18 protein-coding genes and 2 pseudogenes are annotated in these 25,220 nt (G+C 58.9%); 18 read left to right on the forward strand and 2 right to left on the reverse strand.

The features are described 5' to 3' along the window. Positions 1–8: 8 nt before the first annotated feature. The 18 genes and pseudogenes from tssM (at position 9) to PSH57_RS00970 (ending at position 21,952) form a co-directional block, all read left to right on the forward strand. Positions 9–3,488, forward strand: a complete 3,480-nt coding sequence (tssM, locus tag PSH57_RS00885; protein WP_305387273.1) for a type VI secretion system membrane subunit TssM — start codon at positions 9–11, stop codon at positions 3,486–3,488. Beyond that, positions 3,488–4,213, forward strand: a complete 726-nt coding sequence (locus tag PSH57_RS00890) for a PP2C family protein-serine/threonine phosphatase (RefSeq protein ID WP_305387274.1) — start codon at positions 3,488–3,490, stop codon at positions 4,211–4,213. The genes tssM and PSH57_RS00890 overlap by 1 nt, the downstream gene beginning before the upstream one ends. A gap of 44 nt (positions 4,214–4,257) precedes the next feature. Beyond that, on the forward strand, positions 4,258–5,142 hold the full coding sequence (locus tag PSH57_RS00895) for a serine/threonine-protein kinase (RefSeq protein ID WP_340368600.1): 885 nt from the start codon (positions 4,258–4,260) through the stop codon (positions 5,140–5,142). Positions 5,143–5,352: 210 nt separating this feature from the next. Next, positions 5,353–5,934: a hypothetical protein gene (locus PSH57_RS00900; RefSeq protein WP_305390249.1), complete on the forward strand. Its 582-nt coding sequence runs from the start codon at positions 5,353–5,355 to the stop codon at positions 5,932–5,934. Between the two features lie 118 nt (positions 5,935–6,052). After that, positions 6,053–7,714: a vWA domain-containing protein gene (locus PSH57_RS00905; RefSeq protein ID WP_305387277.1), complete on the forward strand. Its 1,662-nt coding sequence runs from the start codon at positions 6,053–6,055 to the stop codon at positions 7,712–7,714. 169 nt (positions 7,715–7,883) lie between these two features. Continuing rightward, complete coding sequence (locus PSH57_RS00910) at positions 7,884–8,456, forward strand: RNA polymerase sigma factor (protein ID WP_256233066.1); 573 nt, start codon at positions 7,884–7,886, stop codon at positions 8,454–8,456. Beyond that, positions 8,453–9,070 (forward strand): hypothetical protein, encoded by a 618-nt coding sequence (locus tag PSH57_RS00915; RefSeq protein ID WP_305387278.1) that lies wholly within the window; start codon positions 8,453–8,455, stop codon positions 9,068–9,070. The genes PSH57_RS00910 and PSH57_RS00915 overlap by 4 nt, the downstream gene beginning before the upstream one ends. Before the next feature lie 175 nt (positions 9,071–9,245). After that, positions 9,246–9,419 (forward strand): annotated as a pseudogene (locus tag PSH57_RS00920) (VOC family protein); the annotation flags it as partial. 46 nt (positions 9,420–9,465) lie between these two features. After that, the gene (locus PSH57_RS00925) at positions 9,466–10,494 is read left to right on the forward strand and encodes a homoserine dehydrogenase (protein WP_305387279.1); all 1,029 of its coding nucleotides are present in this window, start codon (positions 9,466–9,468) and stop codon (positions 10,492–10,494) included. After that, positions 10,491–11,195 carry a glutamine amidotransferase gene (locus PSH57_RS00930; protein ID WP_305387281.1) on the forward strand — a complete coding sequence of 235 codons (705 nt, stop codon included), beginning with the start codon at positions 10,491–10,493 and terminating at the stop codon, positions 11,193–11,195. The genes PSH57_RS00925 and PSH57_RS00930 overlap by 4 nt, the downstream gene beginning before the upstream one ends. A 253-nt stretch (positions 11,196–11,448) precedes the next feature. Beyond that, positions 11,449–12,135, forward strand: coding sequence for a hydrolase (locus PSH57_RS00935; RefSeq protein WP_305390251.1), 687 nt, complete (start codon positions 11,449–11,451; stop codon positions 12,133–12,135). Positions 12,136–12,489: 354 nt separating this feature from the next. Further along, positions 12,490–13,065, forward strand: a complete 576-nt coding sequence (locus tag PSH57_RS00940; RefSeq protein ID WP_305387283.1) for a putative antibiotic biosynthesis monooxygenase — start codon at positions 12,490–12,492, stop codon at positions 13,063–13,065. 143 nt (positions 13,066–13,208) lie between these two features. Next, positions 13,209–15,047, forward strand: a complete 1,839-nt coding sequence (locus PSH57_RS00945; RefSeq protein ID WP_305387284.1) for an amidohydrolase — start codon at positions 13,209–13,211, stop codon at positions 15,045–15,047. Between the two features lie 2 nt (positions 15,048–15,049). Then, positions 15,050–16,647, forward strand: a pseudogene (locus PSH57_RS00950) (MFS transporter). Positions 16,648–16,663: 16 nt separating this feature from the next. Continuing rightward, positions 16,664–17,524: an alpha/beta hydrolase gene (locus PSH57_RS00955; RefSeq protein ID WP_305387287.1), complete on the forward strand. Its 861-nt coding sequence runs from the start codon at positions 16,664–16,666 to the stop codon at positions 17,522–17,524. Between the two features lie 19 nt (positions 17,525–17,543). Beyond that, positions 17,544–20,660, forward strand: coding sequence for a sensor histidine kinase (locus tag PSH57_RS00960; RefSeq protein ID WP_305387289.1), 3,117 nt, complete (start codon positions 17,544–17,546; stop codon positions 20,658–20,660). A 29-nt stretch (positions 20,661–20,689) separates the two neighbouring features. Then, entirely contained in the window at positions 20,690–21,295 is a 606-nt protein-coding gene (locus PSH57_RS00965) for a response regulator (protein WP_305387290.1), read from the forward strand. A 108-nt stretch (positions 21,296–21,403) separates the two neighbouring features. Further along, complete coding sequence (locus PSH57_RS00970; RefSeq protein WP_305387292.1) at positions 21,404–21,952, forward strand: helix-turn-helix transcriptional regulator; 549 nt, start codon at positions 21,404–21,406, stop codon at positions 21,950–21,952. 72 nt (positions 21,953–22,024) lie between these two features. Here the strand turns inward: PSH57_RS00970 and gabD are convergent, their stop codons facing one another. Further along, complete coding sequence (gene gabD / locus PSH57_RS00975) at positions 22,025–23,467, reverse strand: NADP-dependent succinate-semialdehyde dehydrogenase (RefSeq protein ID WP_305387294.1); 1,443 nt, start codon at positions 23,465–23,467, stop codon at positions 22,025–22,027. A 75-nt stretch (positions 23,468–23,542) separates the two neighbouring features. After that, a complete protein-coding gene (locus PSH57_RS00980; RefSeq protein WP_305387296.1) occupies positions 23,543–25,186 on the reverse strand; it encodes an acetolactate synthase large subunit in 1,644 nt (547 codons plus the stop codon). Positions 25,187–25,220: the final 34 nt, after the last annotated feature.

The raw sequence follows: 25,220 nt of genomic DNA on the forward strand, positions 1-25,220 counted from the left end.
GACGTGTCATGAAATTGTTTTTCCGAAAAGCCGGTGCTTGTGTGCGTCGGACCTGGGTCTGGACGTTGCTGCTGGTATTTTGTGCGGGGTTGCTGGTGTGGCTCGTCGGGCCGCTACTGGCGGTCAATGACTACAAGTTCTGGTCGACCCCGACGGCACGGCTGCTGTCGATCAGTATCTTGCTGCTGGGTTGGGGGCTGGGCATGGTTTTCGTCAATGGGCGAGCCGGCGCGACCATGAACACCAAGGAAGTCGCCAGCGAGCGGGATTCTATTCGGCGTCAGACCAGGATTGACGAGGAGCGACGTGAACTGCGCTCGCGCTTCGCGCAGGCTTTAAGAACGCTGAAAGCCTCAAGTCTCTATCCCGGTCGTGGCGGACCCTGGCGAAACGAACTGCCGTGGTATTTGCTGATGGGGTCGCCCGCTAGCGGCAAGACTAGCCTGCTGGACTGTTCAGGTCTGGAGTTCCCCATCAACAGGCATGAGCAAAAGCCGATGGCTGACACCTCGGCTATCCGGAGTTGCGACTGGTACTTTGCCGAGGGTGCCGTGCTGATAGACACGCCCGGGCGCTACTTGAGCCAGGAGGATAGTGATGTCGACGGCAGCGCTTGGGCCGCTTTGCTGGAGTTGCTACGCAAGCGTCGTCGCGGTCGCCCCTTGAATGGCTTGCTGATGGTTGTGCCGAGCGACGTCTTGCTGCAGGCGCGTGAGGATGAGGTCGCCACCCTGGCTTGTCAGATTCGTGGCCGCTTGCACGAGGTGCGAAGTCGGCTGCACATTAATGTGCCGATTTACCTGGTCCTTAGCAAAGCGGACAGCGTGCCTGGCTTCAACGAGTTCTTTGATTCGCTGACTCGCGAGGAAAGTGACCAGGTGCTGGGTGCGAGTTTCAACCAGGACCAGCGCGGTAACGATATGGCGGTATTGCAAGCCGAATTCGAGGCGTTGCTGCATCGCCTTAACGGTCAGGTGCTCATGCGCATGCATCAGGAGCGCGACACCCGGCGCCGTAGTCAGATCCTTGATTTCCCTCATCAACTGGGACTGATCGGGACCCGCTTGCGTCTGCTGGTCGACTTGGCCTTCACCACCGATAACTGCCGGTTACGCGGGTTCTACCTGACCTGCGCGTGCTCGCCAGCCTTTAGCATGGATTCGGCAGTCCCAGTCAACGCCAGCTTTCGCAGTGCGGGTGTCGCGTCTGGAGGGCGATCGCGATTTATCCGTCATTTGCTTAGCAGGGTCATTTTTCCGGAGGCCGACCTGGCCGGTCTCGATCAGCGCGAACGCAGACGTATCCACTGGGGCCAGCGTGCTTTGTACCTGGGAGCGCTGGCGGTCCTTGGTGTGTTCGGGTTGTTGTGGGCAAATGGGTTTTCGGCCAACCATGAGCGTCTGGAGAGCTTGCGTACGTTGGCGCAGCGTTGGGATCAACAGCGCTCGGCCCTGGTGGCCGGTGATGACTCGATGCTCAAGTCTCTTGATATCCGTTACGAAGCCACTCGGGTTTTCCCGCATGGCGGGGAGGTACCGTTGTATGAGCGTGTCGGTCTGTATCAGGGCCAAGCGAGTAACCCAACGGTAGTCGGCGCTTACGAGCGTGAACTACAGGCACACCTGCTTCCTCGGGTCGCGCAGATGCTTGAGGCGCATATCCGTGGCAATTTGAATAATCGTGAACATTTGCTCAATAGCTTGCGCGCGTACTTGATGCTCAACCTGCAGGAGCGTCGCGACACTGCTTGGCTCAAGGATCGGCTTGCCAGCGATTGGTCGCTGCGTTACGCCGGTAATACGGCAGCGCAGAATGGCTTGAATGCTCACTTCCAGCGTCTGCTTGACCAGCCGTTCACCTATCTGCTTGATGAGCCGCTGGTGGCCAGTGCCCGGGAGGCCTTGCGCCGAGAATCCCTGGCGAGCGTCGTTTACCGAATGCTCCGAGAGAAGGCCAGTCACCTGCCGCAATACCGTCTCAGTCAACATATGGGGCCGCAGGGCGCGTTGCTGGTAGGCACCGATCATGTGATCCCCGGTTTCTACACACGCCAGGGGTACGAGCGATACTTTTCAGTTCAGGGCACGACGCTGGTTATAGAACTGCTGCGAGACAACTGGGTATTGGGTGAGGGCGCTAGCCTTAGCGGCATGGACATGCGGCGACTGATGATCGAACTGGAGCAACTGTATTTTAGCGACTATGCCGACCAGTGGAGCGAAGCGGTCGGCCAGGTTGCCCTGCATTCGATCAGCGATATGGGGGAGGGCGCCGAGCAACTGGCGGGATTGACGTCTGCCCACTCGCCAATCCTGCGAATGCTGGTGCAAGTGCGTGAGCACACGCAAATCCTGAGCGTTGCAGAGCGTATCGATGATGAGCAACAAACGGTCGGGAACGGTGGCAATACCATTGCACATATCGTTGCCATTACCGAGAAAACGGCCGGTGCCTTGGCCGACAATTTGCCGGACACCGCGCAGAAATCCTTGCGACGGCGTTTCGAGCCACTGCACCGTCTGTTGGATCTTGATGAAAGTCCGCTGCACGACCTGACCCAGGTCTTGCAGGCCCTGGACGAGGTGCAATTACAACTGGCGAACCTTGTCCGTGCCGGTGCGCCGGAGCAGGCCGCGTTCGAATTGGCCAAGAGACGCATGGGCGGCCAGCGTGATGCACTGAGTAACCTGCGCAGCGCCTCGGCTCGTTTGCCACGTCCGATCAGCGAGTGGTTTCAGGTTCTGGCCGAAGACAGCTGGCGCTTGGTGCTCAATGATTCCTACCGTTACCTGAACCTGCGCTACCAGAGCGAGCTTTACAGCTTTTACGGCAAGGCAATCAATAAGCGATATCCGTTCAGCGCTCACAGTGCCAGTGACGTGGCGATCAACGACTTCCGGGAGTTCTTCAAGGATCAGGGCGTTGTCGATCGATTCTTCGAGAGCTACATGCGACCCTTTGTCAGCGGTCATCCGGGCCTCTACCGCCTGCGCAGCATCGACGGCCAAAGTTTGCCGGTGTCCAGGGCTTATCTTGACCAGATGGCTGCGGCGAACACCATCCGCCGGAGTTTTTTTGCCGAAAACCCGGCCGAGCCGCAGGTGCAGTTCAAGCTTGAACCGTACACGCTGGATCCGGCGGTGAGCCGTTCCGAATTCCGTTTTGGCGACAAGACGCTGGAGTATCGTCACGGGCCGATTTTGCCTGTGACCTTCACCTGGCCAAGCGATGCTCAAGATGGTCGAACCGCCCTGGTGCTGGACAAAATGGTCGGGCGAGGGGTGGGTATCGAGAAGAATATGGGGCCATGGTCGCTTTTTCGTTTGTTCGACCTGATGCAGACCGAATACCTGACCGGACGCGACGTGCGCGTACTCAAGGCAGACCTGGGCGGCTTGCGAGCCAATTATCTGTTAACGAGCCAACGCACACCCAACCCGTTCGACATGAGCGTGCTACGCACTTTTCGAATGCCGGTGCAGCTTTGATGCAGGCCGCGGACCGTTGGCGTAGTGCCGCGCGCACTGCCCCTGGCAAGGTTCGGGCAAGGAACGAGGATGCCTTTCTCGAATCCCCACGACAGGGGCTATGGGTGGTCGCCGACGGTATGGGTGGTCATGCGGGCGGTGATATCGCCAGCCAACTGATTGTTGCCAATCTGGCGGAGTTGCCGCTGCACCGAGACCTCGACAAGCGATCGAAAGCGGTGCGCCAATGTCTGCGCTGGAGCAATCGACGATTGAACCAGGAACTGACTGTCACCGGACGTCATTGCGCAATCATGGGCAGCACCGTGGTGGCGTTGTTGCTGGAAGGCAACCGTGGAGCGTGTATATGGGCGGGCGATAGCCGATGTTACCTGTGGCGCGACCGAAGGCTCTATCAGTTATCCAGGGACCATTCACTGCAACAGCAACTGATTGACAAGCAACACTTGGATATTCATGAGGCCCGTGCCCACCCGGCAGCGAAGGCGTTAACCCGCGCCGTCGGCGCTGCGCAAGAGCTGAGCCTGGAGGTGCTGGAGTTGGAGGTTCATCCGCACGATACGTTTTTGTTGTGCAGTGACGGCTTGTATCAGGATCTAAGCGCACAGGCCTTGGGAGAAGCGTTGAGCCTTGCTTCACCTCGCACTGCCCTGGAGTGTCTTTTCGAGCAAGCACTGTGTGGCACTGCGAAGGACAACTTGACGGCTGTGGTGATTCGCCAGTGAAGGAAGAGGGTAGTCACCACACATATTTCGCCTTCTCCAGCGCTCTGCATTCGACGACATTGCGCGAGCGTTGTGTCAGCGAAATGCCACAAATACTCGCAGGTCGCTATCACCTGGAACGCCTGCTCGGAGCAGGCGGCATGGGGGTCGTATATCGCGTACGGGACCTGCTACACGAACAGTACGGTGATCCGGATCCGTACATTGCGTTGAAAATGCTCAGTGAGCAATTCGATGGCTCACCTGACGCGAGCGCGCTGCTCTACAGCGAGTTCGCCCTGAGCAGGCGATTGCATCACCCGAACGTGTTGCGTCCATACACCTTCGAAGTGGACGCTGACCATCGGCGGGCTTTTATCACCATGGAGCTGATGCGTGGCTTGACCTTGGACAAACTGCTTTGCGAGCGGCCGCTGGGTTTGCCCTGGCATGAACTGCAAGCCATCGCCGCGCCTCTGCTCGACGCCTTGGCGTATGCCCACAGCCGGGGCGTGCTGCACGGGGACATGAAGCCAAGCAACGTTATGCTCAGCGAGGAGGGTGTGCGTTTGTTCGATTTCGGTTTGGGCCTGGCGCAAGAAGGGCCTTTGAAGAGCCTGCCAAACCTGAGTCGAGATCGCCTCAACGCCTGGACCCCGAGCTACGCCGCCCCTGAGTTGCTTGACGGCGCACCGTTGTCAGAGGGGGGCGATGCCTATGGGGTGGCTTGCTTACTGTATGAGCTGGCGAGCGGCAAACATCCGTTCCGCCGTTTACCTTCAACCCAAGCGCGAGACGCCCGCATGGAGCGCGAACTCAAGGCGCCGCGCCATTTGCCCAGGCGTTGCTGGACGGCTTTGCGCTTGGCGCTGGCGTTTGATCCGAGGCAGCGCCGCATTACTGCGGCGCAGCTGCGTGACGCCATGAATGCTGAGTCTTCCTGGTGGTGAATCGGTTGCGAGCGATGATCGATTTTTCAATCACTGCAACTGCAATGCATGGCAAGGGAGCACGCTTGCGCGCCACAGGATGGCGGTGTGGCGACCATCGTGGCTCAACGTTATCCAGCACCTGCTGCCGCCAAACAACTTGAGAACCCGTCCAAACTCCGTAGAATGCTGCCGTCATTATGCCACTACCTTTCAGGGACGAATTCAGATATGCGAGTTTTTGCCATATTCCTGGCCCTCTGCCTTATGGCGGGCTGCGCCTCCAAACCCGATTACTACGTTTCCCCGACGCCGGTAACGATCCCCACAACCGCCACCTATTGGATCGACACCTTCGATGTTGAAGTCGTAGGTAAAAACGAACGCTTTTTGCCGGACGAAAAAGTCCGTGAGCAATTGCACACCGACCTGATCGGCCGCCTGCTTGAGGACAATCGTTATGCCTCCAGCAAGGAAACCGCCGACTATCTGCTGGACGTCAACAGCGTCTACGCACGACGTATTCAAGACACCCAAGGTGGCTTCATGAGCAAGATCGTCGCCGATGGCACGTTCCTCGCCAGTGTTGATTTCAGCTATGAGGTCAAAGTGAAGAAGGCCGGCACCGAGGTTTTGCACTTTGCCCAGGCCCGTCAGGGGCTGATGCCGGGCGGTGCGGTCGGGCAATTTCAGAACATGAGAAGCATGGTGGGCGCTCTGACCAACAGAGGTAACTCTGATGTCGAAGGCTTTTACACCGGCCACTTGAGCGGCTTTATTGCCGACGACCTGCGGGCCATTCCGTCCCGCTAGTCATGACTGTCGCCGGTTGCTGACTCACGCATAAAAAAATCTCGTGGTCGTTAACCCGAACCACGAGTGCCTCGCGTCTGACCTTGTGAACGGATCATTCATTCACGAGGTTCAGCCCATGTCCCGTCCTCCTTCATTTCTACGTCCTGCTGCTCAGGGCTTCGCCGTGACCTTGCTGGTGGCATTGGCCGGTTGTGAGTTGTCTTCGCCCCGGGAGGTTACCAAGCCGGCCGAACCGGCGTCTGCGTCCCCCGGCCCAGTGCGGCAAAGCGAAATCGCTTACGTGCACGAGCCTCTGGCCAAGCGCATGGCCGCCCCGGCTTCGATGCCTTCGCCAAGGGTGCGCAGCGATGCTATCGCGGGGGATTACCGCGCCGAGCCCCGCGAGCAGTATGAAAAACTGCCGGACAACCCCATCCATAGCGTTGCCGAAACGCCGGTCTCGACCTTCAGCGTCGATGTCGACACCGGCAGCTATGCCAATGTGCGACGTTTGCTCAATCAAGGTCGCCTGCCGCCCGAAGGCGCCGTGCGACTGGAGGAAATGGTCAACTATTTCCCTTACGACTATGCCTTGCCCACCGACGGTTCTCCCTTCGGCGTGACCACTGAAGTGGCCCCGTCGCCATGGAACCCTCATACCCGCTTGCTGCGCATTGGCATCAAGGCGAGTGATCGAGCCGTGGCGGACCTGGCGCCGGCCAACCTGGTATTTCTGGTGGACGTTTCCGGTTCCATGGCCCGGCGCGAAGGCCTGCCGCTGGTCAAGAGCACCCTGAAACTGCTGGTGGATCAATTGCGCGAGCAGGACCGGGTCTCTCTGGTGGTGTATGCCGGCGAATCCCGGGTAGTGCTTAAGCCGACCTCGGGCCGCGACAAGGTCAAGATACGCAACGCCATCGATCAGTTGGACGCCGGTGGTTCCACCGCAGGTGCGTCGGGTATCGAACTGGCCTATCAAATGGCTCGGGAGAGCTTTATCGACAAAGGTATCAACCGCATCCTGCTGGCCACCGATGGCGACTTCAACGTCGGCATCAGCGATTTCGACAGCCTCAAGCAGATGGCGGTGGACCGGCGTAAAAGCGGTGTATCCCTGACCACGCTGGGCTTCGGTGTGGATAACTACAATGAACACCTGATGGAGCAACTGGCCGACGCCGGTGACGGCAACTATGCTTACATCGACAACCTGCTTGAAGCGCGCAAGGTATTGGTGGACCAGCTCAGCTCAACCCTGGCAGTGGTGGCGCGGGATGTGAAATTGCAGGTGGAGTTCAACCCCGCCCAGATCAGTGAGTATCGCCTGTTGGGTTATGAGAACCGTGCGCTCAAGCGTGAAGATTTCAACAACGACAAGGTGGATGCGGGCGAAATCGGCGCCGGGCACACGGTGACCGCGTTGTATGAAATTGTTCCGAAGGGCGAGCAGGGCTGGTTGGAACCGTTGCGTTATGCGAGCACGCCCACGCTGGACGGCAAGGCAGGGGAGCTGGCGATGCTGCGCGTGCGCTACAAGCCCGCTGAAGGTGGGAGCAGCCGATTGATCGAGCACCCTGTCGCCAGCACGCAAAAAAATGACAAGGCCAGCGATGACCTGCGCTTCTCGGCCGCTGTGGCCGCTTTCGCCCAACAGCTCAAGGGGGATGGCCGCTACACTGGAACGATGAGTTTGCAGGACACCGCGCAATTGGCCCGCTCCGCCCGAGGTGATGATCCGTTTGGACTGCGCTCGGAGTTTGTGCAATTGGTGGAGCTCGCGCAGAGCCTTGAACGCTGATCCTGACCACAACGAGGATCAAATGTGGGAGCGAGCCTGCTCGCGATAGCGGTGGATCAATCTCCATCATCATTGACTGATCCGACGCCATCGCGAGCAGGCTCGCTCCCACAGTATTCTCTTGTCGCCTGCCAGAACGGTGTTGACCGCAAAGGAGTTTGTCACCGACATGCCCGCGCCCCATGATTGCCCCAGCGACGAATCGCTGCTGGCCCGTTATCGCAATGGCGACGGGGCTTGCTTCGAAGCCCTGTACGCCCGCCATCGACAGGGGCTATACCGTTTTCTGGTGTCCTTGAGCAACAAAACCGAGCTGGCCGAGGAAGTCTTCCAGGACACCTGGCTTAGCCTGATCCGCAGCAGCACCCAGCCACAAGGGCGGGCGAGTTTTCGTACCTGGTTGTTCCAGATTGCCCGCAACCGCTTGATCGATCACTGGCGCAAACACGGTGTCCACAACCCGCTGCACGACAGTTACGATGAACAGCTCCACGTTCAGCCCGACGACACCGCCGGTCCCGAACAACAGTTGAGCCTGAGTCGCGATCAGGCCCGCCTGGACGCCGCGTTACAAGCGTTGCCGGAGGACCAGCGGGAAGTCTTCCTGCTGCGTCTGCACGGTGACCTGGAATTACCGCAAATTGCCGCCCTGACCGGCGCCCCGCTGGAAACGGTAAAAAGCCGCTTGCGTTACGCCCAGCAGAAATTGCATCGACTGCTGGCCGAGGAGGTACCCGCATGATTGATTCCAAACAGACCCCGGATTCCGACGACGAAAGGCTCATCGAGCATTTTCGCCAACACGCCAGCGGCGAACCGCCCGCGTCCCTGGACGCCTTCATCCTGGCCGCCGCCCGTCGTGAAGCCCCGACGCCTACGCCGAGCTTATGGACGCGTTGGCTGCAAGCCTGCCAACGGCCACGCTGGCAGGTGGCATTCGCCACGGTCGCCGGTGTGGCGCTGATGATCGGCCTGGTGGTGCGTTCGCCAGTGCCCCACGACGAGCTGTCCTCACCCGCCTCGATGGAGTTTTCCGCCAATCGGCAGGAGTCCGCCGTCGCCGCTGCACCGCCGCCCGCCATGCCTGCTCCCGCGCCGACAGCCCGGATGGCGCCCCAGGGCGAAAGGGCCCGAGCCCAGGCAAACACTGACCAGGCCTTTGCGGATAGACCCGCGGCGAGAATGAGTAAAAGCGCGCCCGTTGCACTGCCGTTGCTGGAGCAAGAACTGCTGGAAATCCTGCGCTTGCGTCAGGCGGGTGAGAGCAAGGCTGCTGATGAGAAGTTGCTGGCGTTGTATGAGCGCTTTCCCGAGGAGGATTTGCCGGCACGGTTGGAGGCGTTGCAAAAGCGTTGAATAAAAAACGAGATTCGCCCCTTCGATTTCTGACCACTAGCCTGCGATCAGGGTACGAAGTTCAGTGATCATGAGGATTGATAATTTTTTGTTTTGCTCGTGATCAAAACATATAGTTTTTTATGAATCCTGTCGCTGGATACGATGATCCCACTCACCAATGAGGGATACCTAAATGACTGCGCTATGCCCCTTCCATCTGGCGTTTCCGGTTAATGACCTGGCAGCCGCCCGTGACTTTTACGGCACTTTGCTTGGTTGCACCGAGGGTCGCAGTTCGTCTGAATGGATCGACTTCAATTTTTATGGTCACCAGATCGTGGCCCACCTCGCGCCCGATGAAGCCAGCGCCGTCAACAATCTGTTTGCCAGGTAGACGCCAAAGGAGCGAACTCATGCAAATACTCAAGGTTGCAATCGCCGGATTCGGCGGCGTCGGACGCGCCACAGCCGACCTGCTTCTGTCCCGGCGCGAGCGCTATCGCCAGGTTTACGGCGTGGACGTTCGTCTGGTCGCGGTGTGCGGATCACGTGCAGGCCTGGCTGATGCGAACGGCCTGCAAGCGAACCAGTTGGATGCGCTGCAGGCTGGTCTGTCAGGACCGGATTTCGTGATGGCGAGCGGCGCAGACGTTCTTATCGAGGCCGGGCCGAGCGATTTTCGCAGCGGCGAGCCGGGGCTTGCCTACCTTCGTACGGCGCTGTCGGCCGGTAAGGACTGCATCGTGATATCGAAGGGCGCCCTGGTCCACAGCGGGCGACAATTGCGCGAACTCGCGCAGGCCTCGGGGGCGATGCTCAAACTCAGTGGTGCGGCGGCGGCCGCCCTTCCGACACTCGACCTGCTCGACCATAGCCTGGCCGGCTGCAAGGTGCTCGCCATCGAGGGCATCCTCAACGCCACCACCAACTACCTGCTTGACGCCATGAGCACGCAGGGCCTCGGCTTCGATGCGGCATTGCGTGAAGCGCAGGCGGGAGGCTTCGCCGAAGCTGACCCGCGCAACGACACGCAAGGCTGGGATACCGCCTGCAAGCTCCTGCTGCTCGCCAACTTCGGTCTTGATGCTGATCTGACGATGGACGACCTTGTGGTCGAAGGCATTCAGTCGGTCACGGTAGAGCGCATCGAGGCCTGGCGCGCGAAGGGGCTCGTTCCCAAGCTGATCGGCAGCCTCACCCGCGAAGACGGTGCGATCCGCGCCAGCGTCGGTATCAAGACCTATCCACTGTCCGACCCGTTCGCCCACGTAAGCGCAAAGAACAAGGCGATCCGTATCAGCAGCGACGCAATGGGCGAGACGCTGGCGATCGGCTGCGGTGTGGAGCCGATCGCCACCGCAGCGGCCGCGCTGAAGGACCTCGAACACATTCTCATGGCCAGGGCCGCGCGGTCCTCCGCTCTTTCGGAATGCTCATCATGACCCTGCGCACCTTGCAAGCCATCCGCCATGTCGGTTTCGAAGATCTTGGCAGCTTTGAGGCGCCCCTGCGCAAAGCCGGTTACGCCATCGAATACGTCGAAGCGGCGGAGCGCGATCTCGGGCTGCTCGACCCGCTTGATGCAGACCTTCTGGTGGTCCTTGGCGGCCCGATTGGCGTCTACGATCACGCCAGTTATCCGCTCCTCACCCACGAGCTAGAGCTATTGCGAGCACGCCTGGCGGCTGACCGACCGACGCTCGGTATCTGCCTGGGCGCGCAGTTGATGGCGGCAGCTCTCGGTGCGCGCGTCTATCCTGGGCCGGCCAAGGAGATCGGCTGGACGGCCCTTGACCTGACGCCCGCCCTTGAACGTCAGCCCCTCGCCGCGCTGCGCAACGTGCCCGTTCTGCACTGGCATGGCGACACCTTCGACCTACCGGAAGGCTGTAGCCTGCTTGCGTCCACCCCGCTCTGTCGCAGTCAGGCTTTCTCCCGCGGGCCAAACGTACTCGGTCTGCAGTTTCATCCCGAAGTCCGTGGTGCACGATTCGAGCACTGGTTACTGGGGCATGCGAGTGAGCTGGCCTCGTCAGGCATCGACCCCGTTGCCTTGCGTCGCGATGCAAAGCGCTATGCAAACGATCTCGAGAAAGCCGGGGCCCTCTTGCTGGACCAATGGTTGGCGGGCATAGATCAATAGTTGCCGGCGCACGTGAATGCTGACCATCTCAGCCTCAAGCAATCCATTGACCGCATAAATGTTCCAGAACCGTATACCTGTCCAATTTTCAGGCGGCCACTCTGGAGATAGTAACGATGCCTTTCAGAAGGATTGAGGGACTGAGGGCCTACTCAAAACTGGCCTCTCTCTAAGACGTCGCCATGGTTGCAGCCCTGTGCTTAAGCCATGGCGATCACAGCATTCACGCGCGAACACATATCAGGTGATTGAAATGACCAATCCAAAACTCGAAGTGCTGACACCCAGCAATTGCCAAGTGATTTTCATCGATCAACAGCCGCAAATGGCATTTGGTGTACAAAGCATTGATCGGCAGACATTGAAGAACAACACCGTGGGCCTGGCCAAGGCCGCGAAGATTTTCTCGATTCCAACCACCATCACCACGGTCGAAACAGAAAGCTTTTCGGGCCATACCTATCCGGAATTGCTGGCTGTTTTCCCTGAAGCACCGATCCTTGAGCGTACCTCGATGAACTCCTGGGACGACCAGAAAGTACGCGATGCGCTGAAAAAAAATGGCCGTAACAAAGTGATCGTCTCTGGCTTGTGGACCGAAGTCTGCAATACAACCTTCGCGCTGTCAGCGATGCATGATGCCGGCTATGAAATTTATATGGTGGCCGACGCCTCGGGTGGCACCAGCCAAGCGGCGCATGATTACTCCATGCAACGCATGATTCAGGCTGGCGTTGTCCCGGTTACCTGGCAGCAAGTGCTGCTGGAGTGGCAGCGTGACTGGAAGAACCGCGACACCTACGACGCCGTTATGACATTGGTCAAAGAGCATTCTGGCGCATATGGAATGGGCGTCGACTACGCCTACACCATGGTGCACAAGGCGCCAGAACGCGTCACACACGGACCGACGCTGGAGCCTGTCGCGGCGAATATCTGACCGCTGCCGGGTCGATCCATCAGGTCGACCCGACTGCAAATCAATGGACTCCGGTAGCGGGTACACCATGGGTATACGCCGTTTTTTTGCTCTACGGAGTACTGCCATTAGCCCCCCTGCTAAACCCTCGCTCACACAGCAGCAGTGCCGTCCCAAAACCACACATTCATACAATTTGCGCTCCGAGTCCTGCGCCAACATAACCCCCGTAACGTGGTCAGCCAGGCGCCTGCCTTACGCGCAGCCATGCTCCAGGCAGGCACCGCGCTCAAAGACCACCTGCAATAAACCTTCGGGATGTGAGCCCCTTCATACGAAGTGCCACAAGGCGCTCATCCACTACAGGAGTCCATCATGGACGCAGATACCGTCAATGAGGCGGCCACGCTAGTTGTCAGGCACAGGGTTAAGGCCGGACATGAGCAGCAATACGAAGCGTGGCTGCGGCGCATCATCGATACGGCAAGCCGTTATGCCGGGCATATGGGTATTGATGTATTCCGCAGCCACAGTGATGGACTGCCGCTGTTCACCTGCGTGTTGCACTTTTCCTGCAAGCTGCACTTGCAGGGCTGGCTGGATTCGAGTGATCGCCAGGAGTTGGTCGCCGAGGTAAAGCCTTTGCTCGCCGGCGGCGATCAGATCGAAGTGTCGAGCGCCCGTGAATTCTGGTTCGTACCTGCCTCAGAACATCAGCCTCCGCCGCGCTGGAAGCAGGCCTGTGTGACCTTCCTGGTCATTATGCCGCTCAGTTTGATAGTGCCCCAACTGTGGCAGCCCCTCTTCAAACGCATTACCTGGCTAGGCAGTCATCCCGTCAGTGCGGTGCTGGTCACGCTGAGTATCGTGCTGCTGGTGGTTTATTTGTTCATGCCAATGATGACCCGTTGGTTAGCGGCCTGGCTCAACCCACAACGCCGCGAGGAATGATCATGAGTGAAGATCCGTCAGACAAAAGCCGTCGCCAGTTTCTCGCTACCAGCTCAGTTCTCGGAGCAGCGGGAGCACTCTGGTCTGCCCTGCCTTTTGCCGGCTCCGCCGGCACCTCTTTCGCCAACTCTCCGGGAGGCTCCATGAAAGCCGATTTGATCCTTTACAACGGCCGTCTGCACACCGTGGATCGTGAAAAGCCGCAAGCAACAGCTGTGGCCATTAAGGACGGAAAATTCATTGCCGTGGGCAGCGACGTAGAGGTCATGGCGGTCCGCGCAGATACGACACAGGTTATAGATCTGCAAAAGCGCACGGTGATCCCAGGTCTCAATGACTCGCACCTGCACCTGATTCGTGGGGGTCTGAACTACAACCTGGAACTGCGCTGGGAAGGTGTTCCATCTCTCGCCGATGCGTTACGGATGCTCAAGGATCAGGCCGATCGCACACCTGCTCCGCAATGGGTGCGGGTGGTGGGTGGCTGGAATGAATTCCAGTTCGCCGAGCGCCGCCTGCCTACCCTGGACGAATTGAACAAGGCCGCACCAGATACGCCGGTATTCGTCCTGCACCTTTATGACCGCGCCCTCCTGAATCGGGCGGCACTGCGCGTTGTCGGCTATACCCGCGACACGCCGAATCCGCCGGGCGGAGAGATTGTCCGCGACAGCAATGGTGAGCCCACCGGCATGCTGGTGGCAAAACCCAACGCGATGATTCTCTACTCGACCCTGGCCAAGGGGCCAACGCTGCCGCTGGAATACCAGGTCAACTCGACACGCCAGTTTATGCGCGAACTCAACCGCCTTGGCGTGACCAGTGCCATCGATGCCGGTGGTGGCTTCCAGAACTATCCGGACGACTATGAAGTGGTCCGCGAGCTGGCCAAGCACAACCAGTTGAGCGTGCGCATCGCCTACAACCTGTTCACCCAGAAACCCAAGGAAGAGCTGACTGACTTCAAGAACTGGAGCGGCATGGTCAAGCCTGGCGATGGCGATAACTTCTTCCGGCACAACGGTGCCGGTGAAATGCTGGTGTTCTCGGCGGCGGATTTTGAAGACTTCCTGGAACCGCGTCCGGACCTGCCACCGGGCATGGAGCAAGACCTGGAACCGGTGGTTCGGCACTTGGTGGAGCAGCGCTGGCCGTTCCGGCTGCACGCGACCTACGACGAATCCATTTCACGAATGCTCGATGTGTTCGAGCGGGTCGATCGCGACATTCCGTTCAATGGCCTGCCATGGTTCTTCGATCACGCTGAAACCATCAGCCCGAAGAATATCGAGCGGGTACGCGCCCTGGGCGGTGGCATTGCCATTCAGGACCGCATGGCCTTCCAAGGTGAGTATTTCGTCGACCGTTACGGCAGCAAGGCCGCCGAGCAGACCCCGCCGATTCAACGCATGCTGGCCGAAGGCGTACCCGTTGGTGCGGGGACTGATGCGACCCGCGTCTCCAGCTACAACCCCTGGACCTCGCTTTATTGGCTCGTCAGCGGCCGAACCGTTGGAGGGCTGGAGCTTTACCCCAACGGGCTGTCCCGTGACACCGCCCTGCAGCTCTTTACCCATGGCAGTGCCTGGTTCTCGTCAGAGCAAGGCAAGAAGGGCCAGATCAAGGTCGGGCAACTGGCCGATCTCACGGCCCTGTCGGCGGACTTCTTCAGTGTCGAGGAGGAGGCGATCAAGTGGATCGAATCAGTGCTGACCATAGTCGACGGCAAAGTGGTCTATGGTGCCGCGGAGTTCGACCAGCTGTCGCCCCCGAGCCTTCCGGTCATGCCGGACTGGTCACCGGTTGCCAAGGTACCCGGCCACTGGCGTCCCGCTTCACCGCTGCTGACTCAGGTGCATCAATGCTCAGGCCCTTGCGCGGTGCATGCGCACAGCCATGACAGGGTGCGCCGGTCATCCGTACCTATCAGTGACTACCAAGGCTTCTGGGGCGCCTTCGGCTGCTCCTGCTTCGCTTTCTGAGCATGGACACGACTATTGAAAAGCGCTCCCCCTGGAGCGCACTGCGCCATAGCACTTTCCGCTGGCTATGGCTGGCCAGTATCGCCTCCAACATCGGCACCTGGATGCACGAGGTAGGGGCCGGCTGGTTGATGACGACGCTGTCAGCCAGCCCCATGCACGTTGCCTTGGTGCAGGTTGCAGGCTCCGCGCCGATGTTCTTTCTTGCTCTTCCAGCGGGTGCCATGGCCGACATCGTCGACAAGCGTCGGTACCTGCTTATGGTGCAAGTGTGGATGGCCGCGGTGGCGATGTTCCTGGCTCTGCTCACGCTAAGCGGCATGATGACCGTCTCGCTGCTGCTCCTTCTGACCCTGGGCATGGGCGTGGGGACTGCATTGATGATGCCCGCATGGTCAGCGTTGACGCCCGAACTGGTCGACAAGCGCGACCTCGGCTCGGCCATCGCCCTGTCCAGCCTCGGCATCAACGTCGCCCGCGCCATCGGGCCGGCGATTGCTGGGGTGTTGGTCAGCATGAGCGGCCCCTGGGCCACCTTCGCGCTGAACGCCGTGTCGTTCTTCGCGGTGATGGCGGTGCTGTACACCTGGAAACGCGAGCAGACGCCTGCGCTGTTCCCGGCGGAACGGCTGCTCGGGGCCATGCGCGCAGGCTGGCGCTACAGCCGCAGCTCCCAGCCGTTGCAAGCGGTGCTGGTGCGGTCGGCGGCATTCTTCGTCGGCGCCAGTGCTGGCATGTCGCTGCTGCCGCTGATCGTGCGCGGTGAGCTGAACGGCAGCGCCAGCGATTTCGGCCTGCTGCTCGGCAGCGTCGGCATCGGTGCAGTGCTCGGCGCTACTTTACTGCCGCGCATCCGTGATGCGGTGAAACCCGATCACCTGGTGGCCGGCTCCAGCCTGCTCTACGCCCTGGTGCTTGCCGCGCTGGCCGGGGTGCGCAACTTGTACTGGCTGATACCGGTGATGATGATCAGTGGCGCGGCTTGGATCGCCGTGCTGTCGAGCCTGCAAATGGCGGCGCAGACCTCCGTACCCAACTGGGTGCGGGCGCGGGCGCTGTCGGTATACATCCTGGTGTTCTTCGGCAGCATGGCGGCCGGCGGCGCGCTGTGGGGCTTCGTCGCCAGTCACCTGTCGATCAGCCTAACCCTGCTGATCGCTGGCGGGGTCCTGCTAGTGGGCATCGTACTGACCCTGCGCTTCCACCTGCCGGTGACCGAAGCCGAAGACCTGGCACCGTCCCTGCACTGGCCTGCCCCCATTCTGAGCGACGAACAGGGACCAGGAGCGCGGACCTAATGGTCACCCTTGAGTACCAGATCGATCCGCCGCAGGCAGAACAGTTTCTCGTTGCCATGAAGGATGTACGCAGCATGCGAATGCGCAATGGTGCCTTTTCCTGGGGACTGGTCCAGGACAGTGAGCATCCGCAACGTTGGCTGGAATTCTTCTTTGATGAGTCCTGGCTCGAACATATGCGCCACCACGGTCGGGTGACCCGCGCCGAACAACGCACCGAGGCTGCGGCTCGCCAGTTCCAGGCTGCTGGGGTCGCCATACGCATTCACCACTACCTGGCACCCACTAAGCCGCACACTTGAGCGCATGAACCACAACATGCCAGCGCACGGAGACCTCGGTATTCAATGCTTTGGCACCCAGAGCGCTTGTGATCAACCTAAGCTCATGGGATCAGGGATGAATATAACCGTACTGTTCATACATGGCGAATGGCTGTCTGCCGCCGCCTGGGATCATTTCTCCAGCCGCTATCGGGCATGTGGCTACACCTGCATTGCACCACCCTGGCCCTTATCGGAGGGGCCGCCAGAGAGGCTGCGCGAGGCGCCACATACCGACTTCCCAAGGCTTGGGATCACACAAATAATTGAGCACTATGCAGCGCTGATTCGGCGCATGCCTCAGCCCCCTTTGCTGATTGGCCACTCGCTGGGTGGCCTGCTCGTACAGATACTTTTGGACCGTGGTCTTGGCTGTGCCGGGGTATCGATTACAGCGATGCCCCCTCGTGGGTTAGTGCCTCGCTTGAGCATCCTCTACAAGGCGATCCCCATGCGCATGGCTTGGGGCAGTTGGAAGCGAGTCATGTATTTTCCGCTACGAGAATTTGCCCAACTTACTCGGGTTTTGGCGATCCAGGATCTTTCGCTGTTACATGCAAGCCATATCGTGCCAGCACCGGGGCGGATTTTCTTTGAAGCGGCTTTCGGTATTGGCACACATGTCGACTTTGCCAATGACTACAGAGCACCGCTGCTGTTGATCGCCGCCGAGAACGATCACAGCATACGGCCATGCCTGGTGACGTCGAACTATCGGCAATACAATCGCTCGGCGGCCAGTACCTCGTTCAAGTGCTTTGCCGGGCACAGCCACTGGCTCATCGCCGAACCCGGTTGGGAGCAAATAGCTGACTACACAATTGAATGGGCGCAAACTCAACTGGGTCGCTTTTGATTAATTTCAGGTTCGCGCGGTGATTAGCGTATCGGGCTTTTCCCCAGCCAAACAGCAGAAGCCAACCCCAGGAAATCGCTGGCGCACATGCACGGCGCTGGCAATCTGTATGCTGTTGGTTAGCCTGCTATGTTTTAGTCCGGCCGTAACGGCCGCCGACTACTTACTGGACAAGCTGGAGCACCACCGCTGGACCGTCGCTGATGAAGGCCCCAATCAGGTCGGGGCCTTGGCTCAGACCCGAGACGGTTATCTCTGGCTTGGAACCAACGATTCGCTCTATCGCTTTGATGGCCTGGACTTCGCGCGATACACACCGCCAGACGGCAATCCGCTGGGCATCATTTCCGTACTCAAGGCGGAGGATGAAGGCTTGTGGGCGGGTCTGCGTGCAGGAGGCATTAGCCTGATCACCGACACAGGCATAACCCATTACCCAGTCAGTGCAGGGTTGCCTGGCGGGGTGATCTATAGCATCGCCAAGGATCGCAGTGGCGCAGTCTGGATCGCCGCCAACGATGGTTTGGCGCGTTTTGACGGTAACGCGTGGCAACGTATCGGTACCGAGTGGAACTTTCCGGGGCGAAATGCCCGCGCTGTACTCGTCGACCGCGATGGCACGCTATGGGCAGCAAATGAAGATCGCCTTTTCTACCTGCCGTCAGGTGCCAAAGCGTTTATCGATGCAGGCATTGCGGTGGGTTGGGTGAGTCATATGGCTCAGGCTCCAGATGGGGCCATCTGGATGGCAGAACGATATGGCGGTTCGCTGCGCCGAATCGTGCCAAACGAAGGCGATGCGGCTACCCAAGTGACCGTAATCGATGGTGCCAATGGTTTGTTATTCGACAGCACTGGGGCGCTATGGGTGGGAACCAGCGGTAAGGGCGTTCGCTATGTACACGCCTCTGCCAGCCTCAGTGCTCTATCGATAACTGACGTACGCAGTCACCAAGAAGAGTTCATGGCCAAGGATGGCTTGAGTGCAGATATCGTTCTCCCATTACTCGAAGATGTTGACGGCAATATTTGGGTGGGGACTAGTGCCGGGCTAGACCGTTTTCGGCCAAGCGCTATGGTCTCGTCCGCATTTCCACACAACGCCCAGAATTTGGCATTGGTTGCCGGTACGGCAGGCAGTGTCTGGGCGGGTACCAGCAACCTACCGGCAATGCGTCTGAGCAGCACAGGGTTAGCCTCTGTGGATATACCGGCACCGATTAGTAATGCCTTCAATGATGTTAACGGTGATATCTGGATGGCTGGCAGCAAGGGTATCTGGCGTGCGCAAGGCGACGAAATCGAACGAGTCGCGTCATTGCCAACCCAGGATGGGCTTGACTCAGCCGTCCGCGCGATGACTCTCGATCAGGCAGGCAACCTGTGGGTTTCGATCAACCGCAAGGGTCTGTTCGTTCTTCGAAGCGGGCGTTGGTCAATGGTTGCGCCGCCTAATGCTGATCCAAGCCAGTTAATGCCTGTCACCGCTACCACCGATCCTCTTGGCAGACTCTGGTTCGGCTATCGCAATAATCTGATTGTGACCCACGACGACCAGGTCCAACGACACTGGGGGGCAGACGAAGGCTTAAAGGTTGGTCATGTCACGGCGATGCTGCATCAGGGCCGCCTCACCTGGGTTGGTGGCCAGCGTGGAGTGGCCTTCTTCGATGGTGAGCGCTTCCACAGCCTTCACCTACCGGACAATGGGCTGTTCGACAATATCTACGCGATTCTAGCCGTACCTCCCAGAGAACCAGAAGGTGATGGGAGCTATGATCTCTGGCTCCATGGCAAAGCCGGGGTTTATCAGTTGACCGCTCGTGAGGTAAAGCGCGCCATCGCTGACCCGCAATACCAGATACGTTACCGCAGCTATGAGGTGATCGGTGGCCTGGCCAATGACCCGCACCAAGTACTCCCATTGCCCACTGCAGTGCGTAGTACGGATGGACGTCTATGGTTCAGCACCAGTAAGGGCGTGACTTGGATTGATCCGACTCGCTATGTGCAGAGTAAAGCGGCGCCCAAGGTAGTCATCCAATCGCTCAATGTCGATGGTAAGGAGCCCCGACCAAGTGAGCTGTCACAACTGGGCGCAGAGCCAAAGAGAATCGAAATCTCTTATGCAGCGCTTAGTCTCTCAGGCATGCAAGGTTTGCACTTTCGCTATCTGTTAGAGGGGGTCGACACGGACTGGCAGCAGGCGGGTTCAAAACGTAGTGCCATCTATACGGGGCTCGGCCCCGGGGATTATCGGTTCCGCGTATTAGCCTCCAATCAGGATGGAATACTGAGCACCGAGGAGGCCGTGCTCAGCTTCAGTATTCGACCCGTTTTCTACCGCACCCCACTATTTATAGTGTTGAGCGGTCTAGCAGTGGCGATTATTTTGTGGATGCTGCATCGGTTCAATATTCGCCGTTCAGCCCAGCATCTGCGTGACCGTCTTGAGGAGCGACATGCCGAGCGCGAGCGAATCGCCCGTGAGCTGCATGACACCCTACTCCAGGGTGTGCAGGGTCTTATGTTGAGTTTCCAGGCGGCCACTGAGCAAATCCCCAGTACTCATCCAGCACGATCCAAAATGGAGAGAGCGCTAGATCGCGCAGATCAGGTTTTGGTGGAGGCACGAGAGCGGGTGAGTAATCTGCGTGATCTGAACGAGCCTGCTCTGAATCTGATCGATGCATTTGCCGCTGTCACGAGTGAGCTGCAGCTAGAAGGCAGTACGCGCTTTACCCTGAACAGCCACGGCACGCCACTGCCACTGCACCCTATAGTCGGAGAAGAAAGCTACCGGATAGGCTGTGAAGCGATCATGAACGCCTTTCGACATGCCAATGCGCAGAACGTGGAAATCTGGATCGTCTACACCAGGCACGCATTTCAGCTAAGCGTTGGCGATAATGGTAGCGGCATCGACCCACAGTATCTGCCGCCCAATATCCGCCCCGATCACTGGGGCTTACATGGCATGCTGGAGCGGGCCCAAAAAATAGGCGGCCGGCTGTCTATTCAAAGAGGAGCCCACAGTGGCACTGAGATTCAACTGACTGTACCCGCATTAACGGCCTACCGACGTATCCCGCGACGTCTCAAGTGGCTACGTGTATTGACTCAATTGAGGCCCTAAGCGTGCACCCGGAGAATGAACAGATACGCGTGCTGGTCGTCGATGACCACCCTCTGCTGCGCGAGGGTATAGCTGCCGTCCTTGAAGCCCAATCAGACATAGTGCTGGTCGGCGAGGCGACCAATGGCTGCGAAGCGCTTCAGCTATTTCGCGCGCTGCGCCCGGACGTCACCCTGATGGATCTACAAATGCCCGAGATGGATGGCATTGAGGCGATTCATGCCATTCGCGCCGAGTTTCCTCGCGCCCGCATTGCCATCCTGACCACCTATCGGGGTGATGTACGGGCATTGCATGCAATCAAGGCGGGAGCTCTCGGCTACTTATTGAAAAGTAGTCTGCGCAAGGAACTGCTGGATGCCATCCGCTCCATTGCTGCCGGCAAGCGCCATATCCCGGCAGAGATAGCTGTTGAACTGGCTGATCACTTAAGCCACGACTCCCTGACCGCTCGTGAAATCCAGGTCCTGCAATGTGTCGCTATGGGTAAACCCAACAAGCAAATCGCGACGGAACTCATGATCGCGGAGGACACCATCAAGGGGCATTTAAGAAGCATCATGGACAAGTTGGGTGCCAACAATCGCACCCACGCGGTCATCCTCGGCATTCAGCGCGGCATCATCACTGTGTGATACCCCACTTTTGAGGGGGGCGTGCGCCCCCCATTGTTGTCTTATGCGCGATCAGTGCACGGCATAGCATGGTGCCAGGACCCAAAAGATCCACAGTGGAGCACAGCCATGCGTGCCACCTTGCATGCCGTTACCCCGGCAACCGCAGTAGACCGCCTGAATCAGCGCTGTATTTCCGACGAAACGTATGATGGCGTCATGCAATTGCTTAGCGAGGCTCAAGCGCACCTGAGCATCGATCGTGACTCAGCCTGCCTATGCCTGACCCGTGCCCTGGTCATGATGCAAAAGAGCGATAGCCAGTTAAAAAGCCGCCATGGCTGCCTATCCAGTTGGCAAACTAAACGGGTGGTTGACTACATCGACGCTAACCTCGACTCATCAATACGCACAAATCAGATGGCTGCTGTTCTAAGCCTGAGTGTCAGCTACTTCTCGCATGCTTTCAAAAATACCTTTGGTGTAACGCCGCTGCTTTACGTCGCACGTCGGCGCATCGAATCTGCTCGACAGATCATGCTCACGACCGACTCCTCGCTGACCGACATCGCCCACAGCCACGGATTCTGTGACCAATCCCATTTCATCCGTACCTTCCGCCGCCAGATCGGGGTTACACCTCAGGCTTGGCGGCGGTTGTGCGATGCAGGGTTATAGTCCACTGGATTGAACCAGGTATGTGGACTCTCCTCACAAGCAGTGAGAAAAGTTTTACTGCATTTGAGAGCCTCATACGCTCAGACACACGTATTTGATCTCCAAGTAATCCTCGATACCGTACTTGGAGCCTTCACGGCCCAAGCCCGAGGCCTTGATACCGCCGAACGGCGCGACCTCATTGGAAATAAGACCGGTATTGACGCCGACCATACCGTATTCCAGGGCTTCAACTACACGGAATACACGTCCCAGGTCGCGGGCATAGAAGTACGAGGCCAGGCCAAATTCGGTGTCGTTGGACATCGCGATTACGTCGGCTTCGTCTTTGAAGCGGAACAGCGGTGCCAGCGGGCCGAACGTTTCTTCCTTCGCCACGGCGGCGTTGTTTGGTACGTCGATCAGGATGGTCGGCTCAAAGAAGTTGCCTTCGATAGACTTGCCGCCGGAAAGCACGGTGGCGCCTTTGGAAACAGCGTCGGCGATATGTTCTTTAACCTTGGCCACGGCTTTTTCGTCGATCAGCGGACCAGTGGTGGTGCCGTCCTCCAGACCGTTGCCGATCTTGAGTTGGGACACCGCCACTTTCAGCTTCTCGGCAAACGCGTCGTAGACCGAATCCTGAATATACAGGCGGTTGGCGCAGACGCAGGTCTGGCCATTGTTGCGGTATTTGGAAATGATCGCGCCTTCAACGGCCTTATCCAGATCCGCATCGTCGAACACGATGAACGGTGCGTTGCCGCCCAGTTCCAGGGACACTTTCTTGATGTCCTTTGCGCACTCAGCCATCAACTGGCAACCGACTTCGGTCGAGCCAGTGAAAGACAATTTACGCACGATCGGGTTGCTGGTCAGCTCGCCACCAATGTCACCGGCGCTGCCGGAGACCACGCTGAACACGCCAGCAGGAATGCCCGCACGCTGGGCCAGTTCAGCCAGAGCAAAAGCCGAGAATGGCGTTTGTGAGGCCGGCTTCAGCACCATGGTGCAACCGGCGGCCAGCGCCGGGCCGGCTTTACGGGTGATCATCGCGGCCGGAAAGTTCCACGGGGTGATTGCAGCGGTCACACCGATCGGCTGCTTGATCACGATCAGGCGCTTGTCTGGCTGGTGGCCGGGAATCACATCACCGTAGATGCGCTTGGCTTCTTCGGCGAACCATTCGATGAAGGAAGCGGCGTGGACGATTTCGCCCTTGGCTTCGGACAATGGTTTGCCTTGTTCCAGGGTCATCAGGCGAGCGAGGTCGTCCTGGTTTTCGATGATCAGTTCGAACCAGCGACGCAGCGTGTTTGCACGTTCTTTGGCGGTCAGTGCGCGCCAGGCCGGCAGCGCGTTGTCAGCAGCTTCGATGGCGCGGCGGGTTTCGGCAGCGCCCATTTTCGGCACGGTACCCAGAATGTCGCCCGTTGCCGGATTGTTGACCTTGATCGTCTGACCATTGTCCGCATCAACCCACGTGCCATTGATGAAGGCTTGCTGGCGGAATAGCTGGGTGTCTTTGAGTTGCATGATGAACTCCGATTTCAGTACAGAAAGACTGGCGGCACCGCAATGTCGCCATAAAGACAAACGAGTCTCGAGAGATCAGACCAGAGCGCTTCTTCTCTTGAGCTCACTGTTGAGAATGAAGTCATTTTCCGAGTAGTCCACCGGGCAATCGATCACGTGCACGCCCGGCTCACTGATGCAATGCTGCAGCAGTGTCAGGAAGCCGTCGGCGCTTTCCACTCGATGGCCCTTGGCACCGTAGCTTTGCGCATATATGACGAAGTCCGGGTTGCCATAGTCCAGGCCAAAATCGGTGAAGCCCATGTTCGCCTGCTTCCAGCGGATCATGCCGTAGCCGTCGTCGCGCAAGATGATGACCGTCAGATTCATCTTCAGGCGTACCGCTGTCTCCAATTCTTGGCTATTCATCATGAAGCCACCGTCACCACACACCGCGACCACCGGCCGATCCGGGCAGACCAGATGCGCAGCCATCGCCGACGGCAGGCCCGCGCCCATGCTCGCCAGAGCGTTGTCCAATAACACAGTGTTGGGTTTGTGGGCCTTGTAGTTGCGCGCGAACCAGATTTTGTAGATGCCATTGTCCAGCGCGACGACGCCTTCGGACGGCAAGGCACGACGCACGTCAGCGACGAAGCGCTGCGGGTAGATCGGGAAGCGGTTGTCGCAAGCGCCCTCGATGATGTGCTCTTCGTTGGCTTCCCGAATCGCCATCAGCCGGCTGAAGTCCCAATGTTCCTGAATTTGCAGCGCTTCGCCGATCTGCCACACGGCGTTGGCGATGTCACCGACCACTTCGATTTGCGGGAAGTACACAGGGTCAACTTCGGCCGAGCGGAAGTTGATGTGGATCACTTCGGTACCGCCACGGACCATAAAAAACGGCGGCTTTTCGATGACATCGTGGCCTATGTTGACGATCAGATCGGCGGCCTCGACGGCGCGATGAACGAAGTCGCCAGCGGACAGCGCGGCATTGCCGAGAAAGCGCGGATGACGCTCATCTACCACGCCTTTGCCCATTTGCGTGGTGACAAACGGGATACCGGTATTGTCGATCAGTTGCTTGAGAACCTTGGCGGTCATCTTGCGATTGGCACCGGCTCCAATCACCAGGATCGGGCTGCGTGCGGCTTGAATTTTCTGCACGGCCGCGTCGATTGCCTTGTGCTCTGCCAAGGGACGACGGTGCAGGCTTGGAGGGACCGGCATACTCTCGGTCTGTTCGGCAGCGATGTCTTCAGGTAACTCCAGATGCACAGCGCCGGGCTTTTCTTCTTCAGCCAGGCGAAAGGCTTCACGCACCCGTGATGGAATGTTGTCGGCGGACGCCAACTGATGGGTGTACTTGGTCAGCGGTTGCATCATGCCGACCACATCGAGAATCTGGAATCGGCCCTGTTTGGACTTCTTGATCGGTTTCTGGCCCGTGATCATCAGCATCGGCATGCCGCCCAGATACGCGTACGCACCCGCGGTTACCAGATTAGTTGCCCCCGGTCCCAAGGTAGCCAGGCTTACGCCGGTCTTGCCGGTCAGCCGGCCATAGGTGGCCGCCATGAAACCCGCGGACTGCTCATGGCGAGTCAATACCAGCTTGATACTGGAGCGGCGCAATGACTCCAGCAGGTCCAGGTTTTCTTCACCGGGAATACCGAACACATACTCGACACCTTCGTTCTCCAGGCATTGCACGACGACATCCGCGGCCTTGGCCATTTCTCCACCTCAGTATCTGTGAGTGACATAGCAA

Source organism: Pseudomonas hefeiensis (assembly GCF_030687835.1).
Classification (GTDB): domain Bacteria; phylum Pseudomonadota; class Gammaproteobacteria; order Pseudomonadales; family Pseudomonadaceae; genus Aquipseudomonas; species Aquipseudomonas hefeiensis.